The sequence below is a fragment of the Mycobacterium appelbergii genome, from assembly GCF_032883035.1.
Taxonomy (GTDB): domain Bacteria; phylum Actinomycetota; class Actinomycetes; order Mycobacteriales; family Mycobacteriaceae; genus Mycobacterium; species Mycobacterium appelbergii.
Window position 1 is genome coordinate 458,578 of the sequence record NZ_JAMQTH010000002.1, and the last position, 15,396, is coordinate 473,973.

General features: G+C 65.4%; 16 protein-coding genes. 6 read left to right on the plus strand and 10 right to left on the minus strand.

Annotated features, from left to right (window positions below; genetic code table 11):
• From M1247_RS06470 to M1247_RS06490, 5 genes are all read left to right on the plus strand, one after another.
• Complete coding sequence (locus tag M1247_RS06470; protein ID WP_317155443.1) at window positions 1-846, plus strand: mycofactocin-coupled SDR family oxidoreductase; 846 nt, start codon at window positions 1-3, stop codon at window positions 844-846.
• Between the two features lie 8 nt (window positions 847-854).
• Entirely contained in the window at window positions 855-2,147 is a 1,293-nt protein-coding gene (locus M1247_RS06475; RefSeq protein ID WP_317155444.1) for an FAS1-like dehydratase domain-containing protein, read from the plus strand.
• A 4-nt stretch (window positions 2,148-2,151) separates the two neighbouring features.
• Window positions 2,152-3,294, plus strand: a complete 1,143-nt coding sequence (locus tag M1247_RS06480; RefSeq protein WP_317155445.1) for an acyl-CoA dehydrogenase family protein — start codon at window positions 2,152-2,154, stop codon at window positions 3,292-3,294.
• Window positions 3,295-3,308: 14 nt separating this feature from the next.
• On the plus strand, window positions 3,309-4,064 hold the full coding sequence (locus tag M1247_RS06485; protein WP_317155625.1) for an enoyl-CoA hydratase-related protein: 756 nt from the start codon (window positions 3,309-3,311) through the stop codon (window positions 4,062-4,064).
• 118 nt (window positions 4,065-4,182) lie between these two features.
• The gene (locus M1247_RS06490; RefSeq protein ID WP_317155446.1) at window positions 4,183-4,332 is read left to right on the plus strand and encodes a hypothetical protein; all 150 of its coding nucleotides are present in this window, start codon (window positions 4,183-4,185) and stop codon (window positions 4,330-4,332) included.
• 117 nt (window positions 4,333-4,449) lie between these two features.
• On the opposite strand, the gene M1247_RS06495 is transcribed toward M1247_RS06490, so the two are convergent.
• Entirely contained in the window at window positions 4,450-5,088 is a 639-nt protein-coding gene (locus tag M1247_RS06495; protein WP_317155447.1) for a TetR/AcrR family transcriptional regulator, read from the minus strand.
• Between the two features lie 336 nt (window positions 5,089-5,424).
• On the opposite strand from M1247_RS06495, the gene M1247_RS06500 reads away from it, so the two are divergent.
• Window positions 5,425-6,654, plus strand: a complete 1,230-nt coding sequence (locus M1247_RS06500; protein WP_317155448.1) for a CaiB/BaiF CoA transferase family protein — start codon at window positions 5,425-5,427, stop codon at window positions 6,652-6,654.
• A gap of 21 nt (window positions 6,655-6,675) precedes the next feature.
• Here M1247_RS06500 and M1247_RS06505 read toward each other — a convergent pair whose 3' ends face one another.
• The 9 genes from M1247_RS06505 to M1247_RS06545 are packed head-to-tail and all read right to left on the minus strand — an operon-like array spanning window position 6,676 to window position 15,395.
• Window positions 6,676-7,503 (minus strand): thioesterase family protein, encoded by an 828-nt coding sequence (locus M1247_RS06505; protein ID WP_317155449.1) that lies wholly within the window; start codon window positions 7,501-7,503, stop codon window positions 6,676-6,678.
• Window positions 7,500-8,249, minus strand: a complete 750-nt coding sequence (locus M1247_RS06510) for an alpha/beta fold hydrolase (protein ID WP_317155450.1) — start codon at window positions 8,247-8,249, stop codon at window positions 7,500-7,502. Before M1247_RS06510 ends, M1247_RS06505 begins: the two co-directional genes overlap by 4 nt.
• 14 nt (window positions 8,250-8,263) lie before the next feature.
• The gene (locus M1247_RS06515) at window positions 8,264-9,160 is read right to left on the minus strand and encodes an LLM class F420-dependent oxidoreductase (protein WP_317155626.1); all 897 of its coding nucleotides are present in this window, start codon (window positions 9,158-9,160) and stop codon (window positions 8,264-8,266) included.
• A 52-nt stretch (window positions 9,161-9,212) separates the two neighbouring features.
• A complete protein-coding gene (locus M1247_RS06520) occupies window positions 9,213-10,340 on the minus strand; it encodes an acyl-CoA dehydrogenase family protein (protein ID WP_317155627.1) in 1,128 nt (375 codons plus the stop codon).
• Between the two features lie 44 nt (window positions 10,341-10,384).
• Entirely contained in the window at window positions 10,385-10,975 is a 591-nt protein-coding gene (locus M1247_RS06525; RefSeq protein WP_317155451.1) for a flavin reductase family protein, read from the minus strand.
• A 22-nt stretch (window positions 10,976-10,997) separates the two neighbouring features.
• Window positions 10,998-12,488, minus strand: a complete 1,491-nt coding sequence (locus M1247_RS06530; protein WP_317155452.1) for an aldehyde dehydrogenase — start codon at window positions 12,486-12,488, stop codon at window positions 10,998-11,000.
• Window positions 12,489-12,497: 9 nt separating this feature from the next.
• Window positions 12,498-13,280, minus strand: a complete 783-nt coding sequence (locus M1247_RS06535; protein ID WP_317155453.1) for an enoyl-CoA hydratase/isomerase family protein — start codon at window positions 13,278-13,280, stop codon at window positions 12,498-12,500.
• Complete coding sequence (locus M1247_RS06540) at window positions 13,277-14,851, minus strand: class I adenylate-forming enzyme family protein (protein ID WP_317155454.1); 1,575 nt, start codon at window positions 14,849-14,851, stop codon at window positions 13,277-13,279. Before M1247_RS06540 ends, M1247_RS06535 begins: the two co-directional genes overlap by 4 nt.
• A gap of 16 nt (window positions 14,852-14,867) precedes the next feature.
• Window positions 14,868-15,395, minus strand: coding sequence for an aromatic-ring-hydroxylating dioxygenase subunit beta (locus tag M1247_RS06545; protein ID WP_317155455.1), 528 nt, complete (start codon window positions 15,393-15,395; stop codon window positions 14,868-14,870).
• Between the last annotated feature and the right edge of the window lies 1 nt (window position 15,396).

The window sequence follows — 15,396 nt, forward strand, 5'->3', positions numbered from 1 at the left end:
ATGGGTCGTGTAGAAGGCAAAGTCGTTCTGGTCACCGGCGGCGCGCGCGGTCAGGGCCGCAGCCACGCGGTGAAATTGGCCGAAGAGGGCGCCGACATCATCCTCTTCGACATCTGCCACGACATCGAGACCAACGAATACCCGCTGGCGACCTCGCGTGATCTCGAAGAGGCCGGTCTTGAGGTGGAGAAGACCGGCCGTAAGGCCTACACCGCCGAGGTCGATGTCCGGGACCGCGCGGCGGTGGCGCGCGAACTCGCCAATGCCGTGGCGGAATTCGGCAAGCTCGATGTGGTCGTCGCCAACGCCGGCATCTGTCCGCTCGGTGCGGATCTCCCGGTGCAGGCCTTCGCCGATGCCTTCGACGTCGACTTCGTCGGCGTGGTCAACACGGTGCACGCCGCGTTGCCGTATCTGAAATCCGGTGCGTCGATCATCACCACCGGTTCGATCGCCGGCCTCATCGCTGCACAACCAGGAGCGCCGGGGCCCGAGGGCCCGGGCGGGGCGGGGTACAGCTACGCCAAGCAGTTGGTGGATTCCTACACGCTGCGGCTCGCATTGCAGTTGGCACCGCAATCCATTCGTGCCAACGTCGTTCATCCCACCAACGTGAACACCTCCATGCTCAACAACGAGCCGATGTACCGGCAGTTCCGGCCCGACCTCGAATCCCCGACCCGCGACGACGCGCTGCAGACCTTTCCCCTCATGCAGGCCATGCCTATTCCCTACATAGAACCGTCGGATATCTCGAATGCGGTCTGCTTCCTGGCCTCCGACGAGTCCCGCTACGTGACCGGACTGCAGTTCAAGGTCGACGCCGGCGCCATGCTGAAGTTCTAGGAGAGGTGATGACGACTACCGAGAAGAGCGCTGATACGGCGGCCGAAGAAGGCCGGATCACCGACGAGGACATCGAGCGGGCCAAGGCGCAGATCGGAATTCCGGTCTTTCAGCGGGACGAGGCATGGCACAAGCTGCCGTCCGGCGATGCCATCACCCAGTTCGCCTTCGGTTGCGGCGACGACAACCCGCTGTTCCACGATCCGGTGTACGGGCCGGGCACCCGTTGGCACGGGCAGATCGCCTCACCGACGTTCCCCATTGCGACTGGTCTGGATCAGACGCCGAAGTTCACCGACCCGGAACGGAAGAAGTTGTTCCGCGGGTTGTTCCGGGGGACCGGCAAGTACTACTCGGGAGTGAAGTGGACGTGGTACCGCCCGATCTACGCAGGACGTCCGGTGCTGGCGGAGAACTACACTCTCGACGTCCAGGTCAAGGACAGCGAATTCTCCGGCGGGCGCTCGGTCAAGGAGACCTACCGCTATCTCTACGTCGACATCGACGGCAATCCGATCGCCACCCGCGACGAGTCCTACATCAATGCCGAACGCCAGGGTTCCAAGAAGTCCGGCAAGCTCAAGAACATCGAGCGCAAGCACTGGACACCTGAGGAATTCGCTCAGGTCGAGGCCGAGTACGAGGCCGAGGTGCGCCGCGGCGCCAACCCGCAGTGGCGGGAGGACGTGTCGGTCGGCGACGAGCTTCCCGGAATCATCAAGGGCCCGTTGACCGTTGTCGATATCATCTCGATGCACATGGGGTGGGGCTGGGGCGGATACGGCGTCGGTCCGCTGAAGTTCGCCCACCAGTTGCGCAAACGGATGCCGGCCTTCTATCAGCCCGATGAATACGGAGTTCCCGATGTCGTGCAGCGGCTGCATTGGGACGCGGCACGCGCGCAGTCCCTCGGCATCCCAGCCCCCTATGACTACGGTCAGATGCGTGCCGCGTGGGTCAGCCACCTGCTCACCAACTGGATCGGCGATGACGGCTGGCTGGCCGAGATGGACCTGCAGATGCGCGGTTTCAACTATCACGGCGATGTGCACAGGTTGACCGGCAAGGTCACGGCCACGGGCGCGAGCGCCGACGACACGGTGTCGCTGGATGTCTTCGCGACCAGCCAGCGCGATGAGGCCACCACCCGCGGTACCGCCAAGGTGCTGTTGCCGTCGAAGTCCACCGGAGCTGTCGTGTTACCGGTGCCGGATACCGACCTCAGAAGACGCGGTGCACAGGTTGTTTCGCGGACATCAGGAAAGGTCGGCGACGAGATGCGCCGGCTGTACGGAGAGTGAGATAGTGAAACGACTTGTACTCGACGCCGAACATGAGGCGTTCCGTGACACTGTGCGGCAGTTCATCGAGCGCGAGCTCGTACCGAATGCCGAGCAGTGGGAGAGCGCTCGGCTGGTCGACCGCTCGGCGTATGTAGCGGCAGGCAAATATGGCCTGATCGGGTTCAACATGCCCGAGCAGTACGGCGGGGGAGGTGTCGACGACTTCCGGTTCAATGCGGTCATCGACGAGGAGATCGCCCGCTACGGGGGGCCGGCCCCGTCGTTGAGCCTGCAGAACGACGTCGTGGGACCGTACTTCTCGTCGCTGGCCGACGACGAACAGAAGCAGCGCTGGCTGCCCGGAATCATCAGCGGAGAGTTGATCGTCGCGGTGGCGATGACCGAGCCCGGCGCGGGTAGCGACCTGGCGGGTGTCCGTACCTCGGCGGTCCGCGATGGAGACGATTGGATTGTCAACGGGTCCAAGACCTTCATCTCCTCCGGGATCAACTGCGATCTGGTGGTCGTGGTCTGCCGCACCGATCGCGACGCCGGGCACAAGGGTTTCACCCTGCTCGTGGTCGAGGAGGGAATGGACGGATTCACCCGTGGCCGCAAGTTGGAGAAGATGGGCTTGCACTACCAGGACACCGCCGAGCTCGTCTTCGAGGATGTCCGGGTGCCCGCGGCGAATCTGCTGGGCAAAGAGGGCCGTGGTTTCTATCATCTGATGCACAATCTGCCGTCGGAGCGGTTATCCATCGCGATCTCGGCATTGGCTGGTGCGCGTGAAACATGGCGGCAGACACTCCAATATGCCAAGGACCGCAAGGCCTTCGGTCAATCAATCGGCAGCTTCCAGCACAATCGCTTCCTGCTGGCCGAGATGGACACCGAACTCGAAATCGGCGAGCAGTACATCGACCGGTGCCTGCAGGCCGTAGTGGACGGTGACTTGACTGCGGTCGAGGCATCGAAAGCCAAATGGTGGTGCACGGAACTGGCCAAGAAGGTGATCGACGGGTGTGTGCAGTTGCACGGCGGCTACGGCTACATGACCGAGTACCGGGTGGCGCGTGACTACATGGACAACCGCATCATGACGATTTTCGGCGGCACCACCGAGATCATGAAGGACATTATCGGCCGCGATCTCGGCCTGTAGCGGGCCCGCTTGTGGTGAACGGGATTTCGGTCGACCACGACGGTGCGATCCGACGGATCCGGCTGGACCGGCCGGAGAAACTCAACGCCGTCGATACCCCGATGCTCGAGGAGTTGTCGGCGCGGCTGAGCGATACCGCGGCCGACGACTCGGTGCGGGCGGTGCTGCTCACCGGGGCAGGACGAGCCTTCTGCTCCGGTGGCGACCTGACGGGCGGTGACACCGACGGTGCGGCGCATGCCGCCAATCGGGTGGTGCAAGCGATCACGGCGCTGCCGAAACCGGTGGTCGCCGGAGTGCACGGTGCGGCAGCCGGTTTCGGCTGCCCGCTGGCGCTGGCCTGCGATCTGGTTGTCGCCGCGCCCACCGCGTACTTCCAGTTGGCTTTCACCCGCGTCGGATTGATGCCCGACGGCGGTGCCTGCGCCCTGCTGCCGGGACTGATCGGAAGGACCCGTTCCGCACGGATGGCAATGACAGCCGAACGGGTGGACGCCGCAACGGCATTCGGCTGGGGGATGATCTCGCACCTGACAGCCGACGACGACTACGCGAGCGTGCTGGAACAAGTGGTGCGGTCGGTATCCACGGGGCCGACGTTGTCTCATGCCTGGACCAAACGCGCGTTGGCGGCCGCGACGTTGGGCGAGCTGGAGTCGGTTCAGGAAATCGAGGCCGACGGACAGTTGGCGTTGGTCCATACCGCCGACTTCGGTGAGGGTGCGCGCGCGTTCCGGGAGCGGCGGGCCCCCGATTTCCGGGGCCGCTGACCTGCCACGTGGAACTTCACCCGCGTAAAGTTAAATATTTAGCGGTTTATCTCGACTTTGCCGTGACGCGAAGCGCTGATGCGATAGCTTGTGGCCACAGTCATAGAAAGGTGGCCCAGTGGCCGGAGCGTTGTTCGCTGTACTCCTACTGGCGTTGGGTATTGGCGCTGTCGCGGGGGTCGTCGTGGCCGCCGCGCTCGGGTACTCCACAGTCGCCATTGTCATCGGGATCGTCTCTGGCGCTTTCTTCGCCGGCCGGGCCTGCTGAGCGACGGTAGCTGCCGCCGGCCCGGTTGCGCCGAGGCTGACGTAATGGTCGTAACAGCCTCTGGGAGCGACCATTACGTCAATCTCGCGGATCAGCGGACATGACCTGGGCAGAAGCCTACTGCGTGCGTGGAGCGAGACAGGCTGGGACGAAGGCGCGGATGAGTCCCTCGTCGCCGCCGTCCTCGGGCCTGCCCGGTTCGGCGATCAGGCTGAACGCGATGCGGGTCACCCAGCGAGCCATGGTTTCGGAGGTGAGATCGTCGCGGACCTCGCCGGCCGTTATTGCTGCCTCGATGCGTTGGCCGAGCGCCTCGGCGAGGTTCTGGCCCCAGACTTCGGACGCCTCGGCCGCGTGAAAGGTCCGGCCCAGGTCGTCGGCGCCGATCAGTAGTGCCATCGTTGGCGAGTTCCTCGCTGCCCGCATCCCGATCGTCATTGCGTTGACGAGTTGTTCCAGAAAAGGTTCGTCAGTGTCCCAACAAGGTTCGGCAGTGTCGAGCACAGCACCGATCGCACGCATGAAGGATGCGGCCAACAGCGCTTCCTTGGTGGGGAAGTAGTCGTAGACCGTGCGGCGATGCACGCCGGCCCTGTTCGCGATATCGCTCATCCGGGTCCGCGACGGACCCCGTTCGACGTAGCAGGCCTCAGCGGCGGCCAGCAACCGCTCCCGGGCCTGTTCCTCGCCCACCGGGGCATCGGCTCCCCAGGGCGCGGCGCGGACCGAACCCGTCCGCCTTGACGTGCCTGCCATTCTCGCTACCCCCGATGCGCGGAACTCCTTGACTATCAACCACGCGGAAGCTTACCGTGTGGTGGCAACCACATTGCGACAATTTTGTGGTCCAGGAGGCGGGATGACGGATCGCCGATCTACTCGGTCTTCGATAGACGACGCTTACCTAGTAATCTATGTTGGTTATGTGATTCAGATCTCGGCAAGCCGAAGGTGTCCCTGATACCGTCGCAGTTAAGTGTCTCATAATTGAGTCGTCAGTGAAAGATAAGCGCATATATTGGTCGTTGTCAGCGGAATTCCCAACCACCGCTGCGACACGCTCAGCCCCGGCTCGAGGATGGATGTGGGTAGATGCAGAAACCGATGACCGGGGTGCGTGTGCTCGAGGTCGCGCAGTTCACCTTCGTGCCTTCGGCGGGGGCCGTACTCGCCGACTGGGGCGCCGATGTCGTCAAGATCGAGAATCCCGTGACGGGCGACGCGCAACGGGGACTGGTGACGGTCGCCGGACGCTCGGCCACGGCACCGGGAGTCGCGTTCTCACCCGTGATGGAGGCCCCCAACCGCGGTAAGCGCAGTGTCGGACTTTCCCTGGCCCTCAACGAGTCGCGGCCGGTGTTCGAGGAACTCGTCCGCCGCAGCGATGTCTTCCTGACCAACCACCTACCGCAGGCGCGGGCCAAGCTCCGGATCGACCTCGACGAGATTCGCCGGATCAACCCGTCGATCGTCTATGTCGCGGGCAGCGGTTTCGGAAGTGAGGGGCCCGACCGGGACACCGGGGCCCACGATGTCACCGCGTTCTGGGCCCGGTCGGGCAGCGCCGACGGGGTGACGCCCACGGACTCTGAGGCACCGGTCGGGATGCCGTCCGGTGGGTACGGCGACAACATGGGCGGGATCACCATTGCGGGCGCGGTCGCCGCGGCCCTGTACGGCAGGCAGGCTACAGGCCAGACGTCGGTGATCGACGTATCGCTTCTGGCAGTGGGGGCGTGGGCCAACCAGTTCAACATGAACTTGGCGATGTTGTACGGCTGCCCGCTCCCCAAGATGGACCAACGCGGCCAAGCCCTGGGTAATCCGCTCACCGGCGCCTACCGTTGCGCGGACGGCCGGTTCATCCAGTTGTCGATGCTGCAGCCGACCCGCTACTGGTCGCCCGTATGCCGGCTGTTCGGTCTTGAGAAGGCTGCCGATGACGAGCGGTTCGCCTCATTGGAGTCCCTCGCAGCGCACGCCGACGATGCCACCGCACTCATCGCGCAGGCGATCGGCACCCGGACGTTCGACGAATGTAAACATCTCCTCAACCTGTCCGGCGGTCAGTGGGCTCCCGTGCAGGATGCCTGGGAGGCCGCCAATGACGAGTCGCTGATCGCCAACGGGCGCATCGCCGATGTCGTTGATGCACAGGGTAATAAACAGCGGTTGGTGGCCAATCCGGTGAAGTTCGACGAGGCGGGCGCTCACTTGGCGCGTGCGCCGATGTTCGCTGAACACACCGATGAGGTGTTGCGAGAGCTGGGATTCTGCGATCACGATCTGATCGAACTCAAGATCGAAGGGGCGATCACCTGAGCGCGCCTGTGATCGGACCGCTCAGGGCGACACCATCGACGGCGGCGGCGTGAATCCGGGGTTCACCAATGCCGTTGCCAGGCCGCTGCCGATCGGCCCGGCCTCATCGAACAACGTCGCCACACCGGTCGCGACTCCGGCGTGGCCGGAGTGCGTCAACGAAGCCAATCCGATGTAGACACCTTCCGGCAATCGACTGAGCGCGACCGTGTAATCGGCGTTGATGTACTGCAATCCGGCGCTACCCCAGTGTGTCAACGAGCTCGTGATGTCCGCGGCCATGACCACTCGTGTGAAGGGCGACAGCGGCTCGTCGTCGACCAGCAGTTTCGTCTCCCGCACCCACGCGAACTTCTGCCCGTCGTGGCGCCACTCGGTGACGCCGACACCCGGGCTGCCTGCGACCGGATCGCGACCGTATGAATGAAGCAACATGGGGAGGTTGTCATCCGCCACTTCGGGTTCGGCCGGGATCGCCGGCATCGTGACGGGCGTCGTCCATACCCTGTCCTCGGCGTGCCCGCCCCGCCGCAGGAACAACGCACTGGCACGTGCCACCATGACGCCGTTCTGAGTCATGACCGCGTCGACCACCCGCAGTCGGCGGCCATCCCGAAGCACCGACGACTCGACCTGCAAGGGTTGCAGCGCCACCGGTCTGAACAGGTCGACCGTCAGCCGGGCGGGCTGCAGGTCAACATCGTCGACTTCGTGCTCCACCGCTCGCCCGAGCAACCCGCCGATATAGTTCCCGCTGAGTGCCGGACCCCACGGCCCTCTCGCCAAGGGAGTTGGCAGATAATGTTTTCCGTCGGTGACGAAGAAGCAATCCGGTGATGGATGCGTCATGTGGCGTCCACTTCTCGCAGTCGGCACCGTTCGAGGAGAATCTGTGCCAAACGTTCCGGGTGGCTGAACATCACCTCGTGGCAGGCGTCGATGGCGATCACGTTCTGGACCCCGCCGAGTGCGGCGATGCTCGCCTGCTGAGATGGCACCGACAGGGCCCGGTCCCGGGTGGTCAGGATCCAGGTGCGCGGTACATCTTCGGGGAGCCCGCTGCGGTCCACGGGTTCTGCGGGGATACGAGCGGATTCGGCAGAAAGCTTCGACATGGTCAATCGGCGCCGCTCGCGTGTCATGCCGTTGCAGAACGCCCACTGTGCTGCCGGCGCCGGGATCTTCATGGGCCTGCCGATCCGGGCAGCACGTCGTGCGAAGACCGCCAGCGGGCCACCGAGCGTGTCCGCGATCGCCAGCCCGTGTGGTGGGACGAAGGCGGTGGCCAGGATCATCTCCCGAACCCTCGACGAGCCGAGTTTGGCCACAACACCAGGCACCGTGACGCCGGCCATCGAATGGCCGACGATCACGATGCCAGCCAGACCTGCGTCTTCGATGTCGGCGACCACGGAGTCCACCCAGTCGCCGATCGTCGAGGTTCTGAGGTCTCCGCGCTTCGCGCCGTGGCCCGGCAGGTCTACCGCCAGGGTGCGTAATTCCGGTGCCAGACGGTGCAATTCGGCAACGGTCAGGTCCCAGCAGTCGGAGGCGTGCTCGCCGCCGTGGACGAGGACGAGATCGGGCAGGGGCATGGGTCCGGTGTCCCTCAGCGGTCGATCAATTGGGAGGCGAGCAGGTCGATGTCGGTGCGGAGGTCGGTGAAACTCCTGCTGGCAGGCTCGATGGTGATCCAGGTGACGCCGGCCTCGGCGTAGTCGTCCAGTTTGGGTTGCACGGCAGTGGTGAATGCGGTGCAGTCGCCACTGGCGAGCAGGTCGGCTTCGAAGGGGACGAACGAGACGTCGGCCGGGCCGCGCTCGAGTTCGGCACGCCGTTTGTTGACCGCAGCGATCCATTCGCCGAGTGTCCCGACGTCTTCGAGCGGCCGGGCCCGGGTGATGGCGGCCATCTCGCCCGATGCGGCCATCGGCATCCAGCCGTCGGCCACCTCGATGACCCGGCGCTGTGCCGCAGCGCTGTTGCCGCCGATCCAGATCGGGGGGCCGCCGTTCGTCAGCGGTGGTGGAAGCGCGATGTGACCGCTCACCCCGAACGCCGGGCCGTCGTGGTCGATGCCGGCCCAGGTTGACCGCCACGCCGCGATCGCCTCGTCCAGCAGTGCGCCGCGACGGCCGAAATCGGCTCGGAGTGCCTCGAATTCGGACTTCAGATAGCCGGCTCCGGTGCCCAGGGTGAATCGGCCGCCCGACAACAGGTCGAGACTCGCAGCCCCCTTGGCTGTCAGATACGGGCTGCGGTAGCCGGAGACCAGGATGTAGGTCATGACCCGGATGCGGGTGGTCGCGGCGGCGGCGAAACTCAGCGACACGAACGGGTCGAAGGCGTGGTGGCCGCCGTGGGCCAGCCAATCCTGGTCGGGGTACGGATGCTCGGACATCGAGAACGCATCGAAACCGGCTTCCTCCACCAGTTTGGCGATATCGCCGATGGCGGCACCCTCACACCACCGATTCCAATGCTTGACCGCCCGCATCGGGAACATCAGGTTGTAGCGCACATGACCCCATTCCGCTGATAATTAGCAAACTATATAACTATCTCAACAGCGATCTGGCAATGACCTCACGCTGGACTTCGGTGGCGCCTTCGCCAAGCCGTTTGACTCGCAGGTCCCGGAACCACCGTTCCAGCGGGAGTTCCGCGGAAATCCCCAATGCGCCGTGGAGCTGAATGCACCGATCGAGGACTTTATAGGCCGCCTCCGTGCCGTACATCTTCGCGACCGACGCGTCCACGCGGACGTTTCGGCCCAGGTCGGCGTTCCAGGCCGCCTGATACATCAGCAACCGCGCGGCCCGCAGTTCTACCTCGCTCTCGACCAGCATCCACTGCACGCCCTGCTTGTCGGCGAGCCGGCCGCCGAACACGTCGCGGTCCCTGGCCCACCGGCAGGCCAGGTCCAGTGCGCTCTGCGCGATGCCGATCGGCCCTGCGGCGTAGATGATGCGGCCGTGGATGAGGAAGTCGCTGGCCAGCGAGAAGCCCTGTCCCTCAGCGCCGATCAGCTGATCCGCTGCCAGCCGGACGTTGTCGAAGTGCAGTTCGTAGGGCGCGAAGGAGGCCATCACCGGGATGCGGTTGAACGTGACACCGGGGGTGTCCTTCTCCAGAATGAACGCCGAGATGCCGTGGCGGCCTTCGCCGGTTCGGGCGTACACCACCCCCCAGTCGGCGCCCGGTGCGTGCGAGATCCACATCTTCGAGCCGTTGAGCAGGTATCCCGAATTTGCACCGTCGCCGTCCCGCGTCGCCTTGAGCTTGATCGCCCGCGCCGGGTCCGATCCCCCGGACGCCTCGGTGATCGCGGTGTAGGCCTTGGACATGGTGCCCTCGATGATCGGCCGGGCATACTTCTCGAACTGCTCGGACGAGGCCTTGAACATGATGTTGGGCGGATTGCCGCCGAACGCGCCGAGCGCCGGAAAGAAGGCGCCCATCCGGCATTTCGCGGCCTCCTCGGCGACCACCACCTGGCCGAGCACGCTCAGCCCGGCGCCACCGTACTCCGAAGGAGTCTGCAGTGCCCACAGTCCGAGCTCACGGGCTCTCGCCTGCAGCGCCGCCAATTGCGCACGTGGCAGGCCGACCGCGTCGTGGTCCAGCTTCTCCTCGAGCGGATGCACGTGTGCATCCATGAATCGCCGCACGGTATCGCGCAGCATCACGAGTTCTTCCGGCAGCTCCCAAGCGCCGGCCTGCTGGTCGGTCACACCGACTGCACGGCGGCGGCCCGCAGGTCGCGCGCGCTCTGCAGTTGCGGCTCGTGATTGGCTTCGTACCGCTCGATCCACTCGTGCGGCAGCTTGCCCCACGCCTCGCCGATCCGGAGTCGCTGGGCCGAGCTGAACACCTCCGCGGCCACCACGTCACCGACGAAGATGGTGTTCTCGTCGTTGTCGAGGGAACCGGTGATCCGGCATTCGACGTAGCTGTGCGCATCCAGCAGGACCGGCGCACCTGTGACACCGGTCTTGGTGCGCAGCGTGGCGATCTTGTCGCCGTCGCGGCCCGAGCTGCCGCCAAGGGTCATCAGGATGTCCATCGACGCGTCGATCTCCTCCGGGCCGGCCGACAGCATGTGCATCACGAAAATGCCGGAATTGATCAGCATGTCGTGTGAACGGTTGTACTTGGTGAGGCTGACGGTCGCGCGGGGCAACTCCGGCACGATGCTGGCCGAGCCGGCCGACAGCGACATCAGCCCGTTCGCGAAGCCTTTGTCAACGGTGGTGATCGCCACCGGGAACGGGCGTAGACCGGCCAGTACCTTGTCGGCGGCCGCGAGGTCGAGTGTCATATGTCTCTCCTTTGTTGAGTCGCTACCCGAGGGTGAACGGATCGCGGGTCGCCCCGGACAGCTCTATCCACACCGCCTTGGTCTCGGTGAAGTCCTTGACCGCGTCGATACCGTTCTCTCGGCCGATGCCGCTGTGGCCGACGCCCCCGAACGGAACATGCGGTGCGACAACGCGATAGGCGTTCACCCACACCGTCCCGGCCTGAAGTTTCGCCGCGACCCGGTGCGCCCGGTGCACGTCCTTGGTCCACACCGACGCGGCCAGCCCGAACTCGGTGGCGTTGGCTGCTGCGATGGCCTCGTCTTCGTCGGCGAAGGTCATCACCGCCAGCACCGGTCCGAAGATCTCCTCGGCGACCGCCCGCATTGACGGGTCGACACCGGTCAGCACCGTGGGCTTCACGAAGAAGCCGCCGAGATCGGCGGCCGGTTCGCCACCGTACGCGATGGTGGCACCCTGTTCGCGTGCGGAAGCGAAGTGCGACAGCACCTTCTCGTACTGCGGTTGATTGGACACCGGGCCCATCTCGGTCGCCGGGTCCTTGGGGTCGCCGAGCTTGATGGTGGCTGCCCGCGCGACGATGCGCTGCACCAGCGCGTCGGCAACGCTGTCGTGCACCAGCAACCGTGACCCGGCGAGGCAGGTCTGTCCGGTGGCGGCGAAAACGCCCGCGATCACACCGTTGGCCGCGGCGTCGAGATCGGCATCGTCGAACACCACCTGCGCCGATTTGCCGCCCAGTTCCAAGCTGAAGCGGGTCATGTTCTCGATGGCGGCCTTACCGACCCGGATCCCGGTGTCCGTAGACCCGGTGAACGCGATCTTGTCCACATCCGGATGGGATGCCAGCGCGGCACCGGTCTGCGGGCCCCAGCCGGTCACCACGTTGACCACGCCGGGCGGAAAACCTGCTTCGGCGAACAGCTTTGCGAACGCCAGCGTCGAGGTGGGGGTGTGGTCGCTCGGCTTCACCACGAATGTGCAGCCCGCGGCCAGGCCGGCGGCCAATTTCCAGGTCAGCAGCAGTAGCGGTGAGTTCCACGGGGTGATCGCCCCGACCACGCCGACCGGCTCGTGCCGGGTGTAGACGAGGTAGTTGGCCTTGTCGGTCGGCATCACCTCGCCCTGCAGTTTGTCGGCCAGACCCGCGTAGTAGAAGTAGTACTCCGGCAGCGACCGCATCTGGCCGACCATCTCTCGGGTCAGCTTGCCGCCGTCGCGGACCTCCAATTCGGCGAGCATCTCGGCGTCACGCGCGATGAGTTCGCCAAGACGCCACAGCAACTTGCCGCGTGCGGTTGCGGTGAGGGCGCCCCACGGCCCGTCCAGCGCGGCGCGGGCGGCGGCGACCGCGCGGTCAATATCGTCGGCATCCCCATCGGGGACCCGGGCCCAGGGCTGCCCGGTGAACGGGTCAACGCTGTCGTAGGTGGCCCCGGATGCGGCGCCCGTGGATTCGCCCCCGATGACGAGGTCGAACTCGGCCAACTGCCGGGTGCTGGTATCAGTCATGCACGCTCCTCATCGAGTCCGCGGCTTCTTCTTGTTGTTGAGCGAATCGGGAACGGCGCCGGCATTGCCCAGATCGGTGTAGAACTTGCCGTGCCGGGCCGCGATCGTCGGCGGCAGATCGCGCGCCTCCCACATGGCGCGCACCGTCCCTTGGATACCGGATGGGCGTCGCGCGGCGATCTCGGCGGCCAGTTCGGCGGCGCGGGTACGCAGTTGGTCGTCGGGGACGACCTCGGTGACGATGCCGACGCGCAGTGCGGTCTCGGCCGTCATCCGCTCCTCGCTACCCAGCAACGCCCAGCGCATCACCTCGCCGTAAGGCAGGCCCAGGGCCAGCATGCCCATGGGCTCCAGTGCCGACACGATGCCTGCGTTGGGATGGGGATCGAAAAACGTGGTGGTCTCGGCGCAGATCGCGAAGTCGCATTCGTTGACGAAATACATCGCTCCGCCGGCGACGATGCCGTGCAGTGCCGCGATCACCGGCTTCCACACCTTGTGCGCCTTGGGTCCCAGCAGCTCGCCCGGGTCCTCCTGGTTGAAGATCGACTTGTGCTTCCACCAGGTGCCCGCGGCGACGTCGATGCCGGTGCAGAACGCCCGGTCTCCGTTGGCCTGCAGCACCGCGACGTGGATATCGTCGTCATCTCGCACCCGGGACCACGCGGTGGCGAGGTCCGCGGCCATCTGTTCGGTGAAGCTGTTCAACTTCTCGGGCCGATTGAGCGCCACGGTGGCGACGTGGTCGCTCACCTGGAACTCGATGGTGGCCAGGTCTGTGGTGTCGGTCACGGGCGCTCCTCTGTCATTCCGGTGGACACCGGAATCATCGCACCTTCATCGACTACATGGTTCACCTGGTTAGCTATCTCGCGTTTGAGAATCTTGCCGGCGGGCCCCAGCGGGAATTCGCTCCAGAACAGGAACCGGCGCGGTTGCTTGTAGCCGGCCAACTCGGCCCTGCACAGCGCCGTCAGTTCCGCGCTGAGCGCATCGCGGTCGGTGACATGCGATGTGGGAATGACCACCGCGACGGGAGTCTCGCCCCATTCCGGGTCGGGCGCCCCGACCACCGCGACCAGGTCGACCCCGGTGTGGTGTGCGATGACCCGCTCGATCTCGGCGGGATAGACATTGAACCCGCCGGAGATGATCATGTCGGTCTTGCGGCCGGTGATGTGCAGATAGCCGTCCCCGTCGAGGTAGCCGAGGTCGCCGCTGCGCAGGCCGTCGGGCCGGAACGCCTCGGCGGTCTGCTCGGGCCGGTTCCAGTAGCCAACGGCGTTGGCGGGGCTGGTGATAACGATTTCACCGACCTCACCGGTGGGTGGGTCGTTGCCATCGGAGTCGATGATCCGGATGACGCACATCGGCGTCTCCCGGCCGCACGACGTGGCGATCGACGTCCGGCCCGCAACGATGTCGCGATGATCCTGGGGAGTGAGAATGGTGGCCTGCCCGCCACATTCGGTCAGCCCGTAGCGCTGCTGCAGATCACAGCCGAGCAGATCCATCGCCTTGCGCGCCAGCCCCGGCGGCACCGGCGCCGACCCGTAGGAGATCCGTCGCAGGCTGGACATGTCCCGCGGCGGCCCGTCCTCCAGGATCGCCAGGGTCCGGTGCAGCATCGTCGGGATGAACGTGGTGAAGGTGATCTTGCTGCGTTCGATCTCGTCGATCACGGCCTGCGGGTCGAAACGCTGGTGGATCACCATGGTCTGGCCGAGATACAGCCAGGACACGGTGCGCACCATGCCACCCGCGGTGAAGAACGGGGTGGTCGCCAGCATGACGTCGGAGCGGTTGGCCTCGGTGACCAGGTTGGTGTCCGCGGCCTGGTAGAGCAGCGCGCGATGAGTGTGCATCACGCCTTTGGCGCGGCCGGTGGTACCGCTGGTGTAGAGAATGACCGCGACATCATCTGGTGAGACGTCGACCTGGGGAGCCCGGGGATCAGCTGAGGCCAAGGCCGATTCGTACTCGGGGCCGATGATCAGCGCCAGGCGCAGACCGGTCAGCTCGTCGAGGAATTTCTCCGCGTGGTCGGCGTGGATGAGCACCGCCTGGGCGCCCGAGTCATCGCGAACGTGGGCCACCTCGTCGGGGGCGAGCCGGATGTTGACCGGAATGGCGACCAGGCCTGCCTTGGCCAGGCCGAACGAGATCTCCGGCCATTCGATGCAGTTGCGGGCGATCACCATCACCCGGTCACCGGCTGTGAGTCCCTGAGCGGCCAAATGGTTCGCCAGGCGGCGGGCCCGGTCGTCGACCTCCGACCAGGTGTGTACCCGGTCGGCATCGACGAGCGCATTCTTGTCCGGGTAGCGGCGGGCGTTGTTGGCTGCGATATCTCCGATGAGCATCAGATCAGGAATGCCTTCATATTAGAAATGCCAATGTTTCGACCGGGCCGCCCGCGTCGATCAGGTGCACGATCTTGCGGATCAGCCACGGACCATCGGGGGAGCGGCGGACCGTGTGAATCACCTTCCCGGCCCAGAAGCGTTGTCGTATCCGGTATTCGAACAGCGCGAAATTGGATTCGACGGTCACGATGTCGCCGCCCGCATCGGTGTGGACGTCGACGACCTCGGAGTTGGACACCACCCGCCGCATCACCGACGGGGGCGTCTGTGAATGCCGGTTGCCGGTGTTGAGTTGCGCCACCCGGCTCTTGATTCGCCGCCGGTTGTCGTTGATGTAGGCGAGCGTGGTGCGCGGGTTGTCCTCGGGGTGGATGGGGACGCGGTATTCGACCCGGTCGTCGTCATCGGCCCACAGCGCTTCCCACTCCGAGTAACGACCCTCGTCGGCCAGCCGGGCCTCCAGGTTCAGGAAAGCCATGATGTCGGCGTCGGGAACCGGCCGCAGGGCGGGCCGGATCCGGGGTGCGGTGTCAGCGGTCATG

Excerpts from the sequence above, each read along its gene's own strand:
- M1247_RS06530 (WP_317155452.1), bottom strand. The coding sequence starts at position 12,488 with ATGACTGATACCAGCACCCGGCAGTTGGCCGAGTTCGACCTCGTCATC.
- M1247_RS06475 (WP_317155444.1), top strand. The coding sequence starts at position 855 with ATGACGACTACCGAGAAGAGCGCTGATACGGCGGCCGAAGAAGGCCGG.
- M1247_RS06525 (WP_317155451.1), bottom strand. The coding sequence starts at position 10,975 with ATGACACTCGACCTCGCGGCCGCCGACAAGGTACTGGCCGGTCTACGC.
- M1247_RS06495 (WP_317155447.1), bottom strand. The coding sequence starts at position 5,088 with ATGGCAGGCACGTCAAGGCGGACGGGTTCGGTCCGCGCCGCGCCCTGG.
- M1247_RS06545 (WP_317155455.1), bottom strand. The coding sequence starts at position 15,395 with ATGACCGCTGACACCGCACCCCGGATCCGGCCCGCCCTGCGGCCGGTT.
- M1247_RS06510 (WP_317155450.1), bottom strand. The coding sequence starts at position 8,249 with ATGCCCCTGCCCGATCTCGTCCTCGTCCACGGCGGCGAGCACGCCTCC.
- M1247_RS06505 (WP_317155449.1), bottom strand. The coding sequence starts at position 7,503 with ATGACGCATCCATCACCGGATTGCTTCTTCGTCACCGACGGAAAACAT.
- M1247_RS06540 (WP_317155454.1), bottom strand. The coding sequence starts at position 14,851 with ATGCTCATCGGAGATATCGCAGCCAACAACGCCCGCCGCTACCCGGAC.
- M1247_RS06470 (WP_317155443.1), top strand. The coding sequence starts at position 1 with ATGGGTCGTGTAGAAGGCAAAGTCGTTCTGGTCACCGGCGGCGCGCGC.
- M1247_RS06515 (WP_317155626.1), bottom strand. The coding sequence starts at position 9,160 with ATGTTCCCGATGCGGGCGGTCAAGCATTGGAATCGGTGGTGTGAGGGT.
- M1247_RS06520 (WP_317155627.1), bottom strand. The coding sequence starts at position 10,340 with ATGCTGCGCGATACCGTGCGGCGATTCATGGATGCACACGTGCATCCG.
- M1247_RS06500 (WP_317155448.1), top strand. The coding sequence starts at position 5,425 with ATGCAGAAACCGATGACCGGGGTGCGTGTGCTCGAGGTCGCGCAGTTC.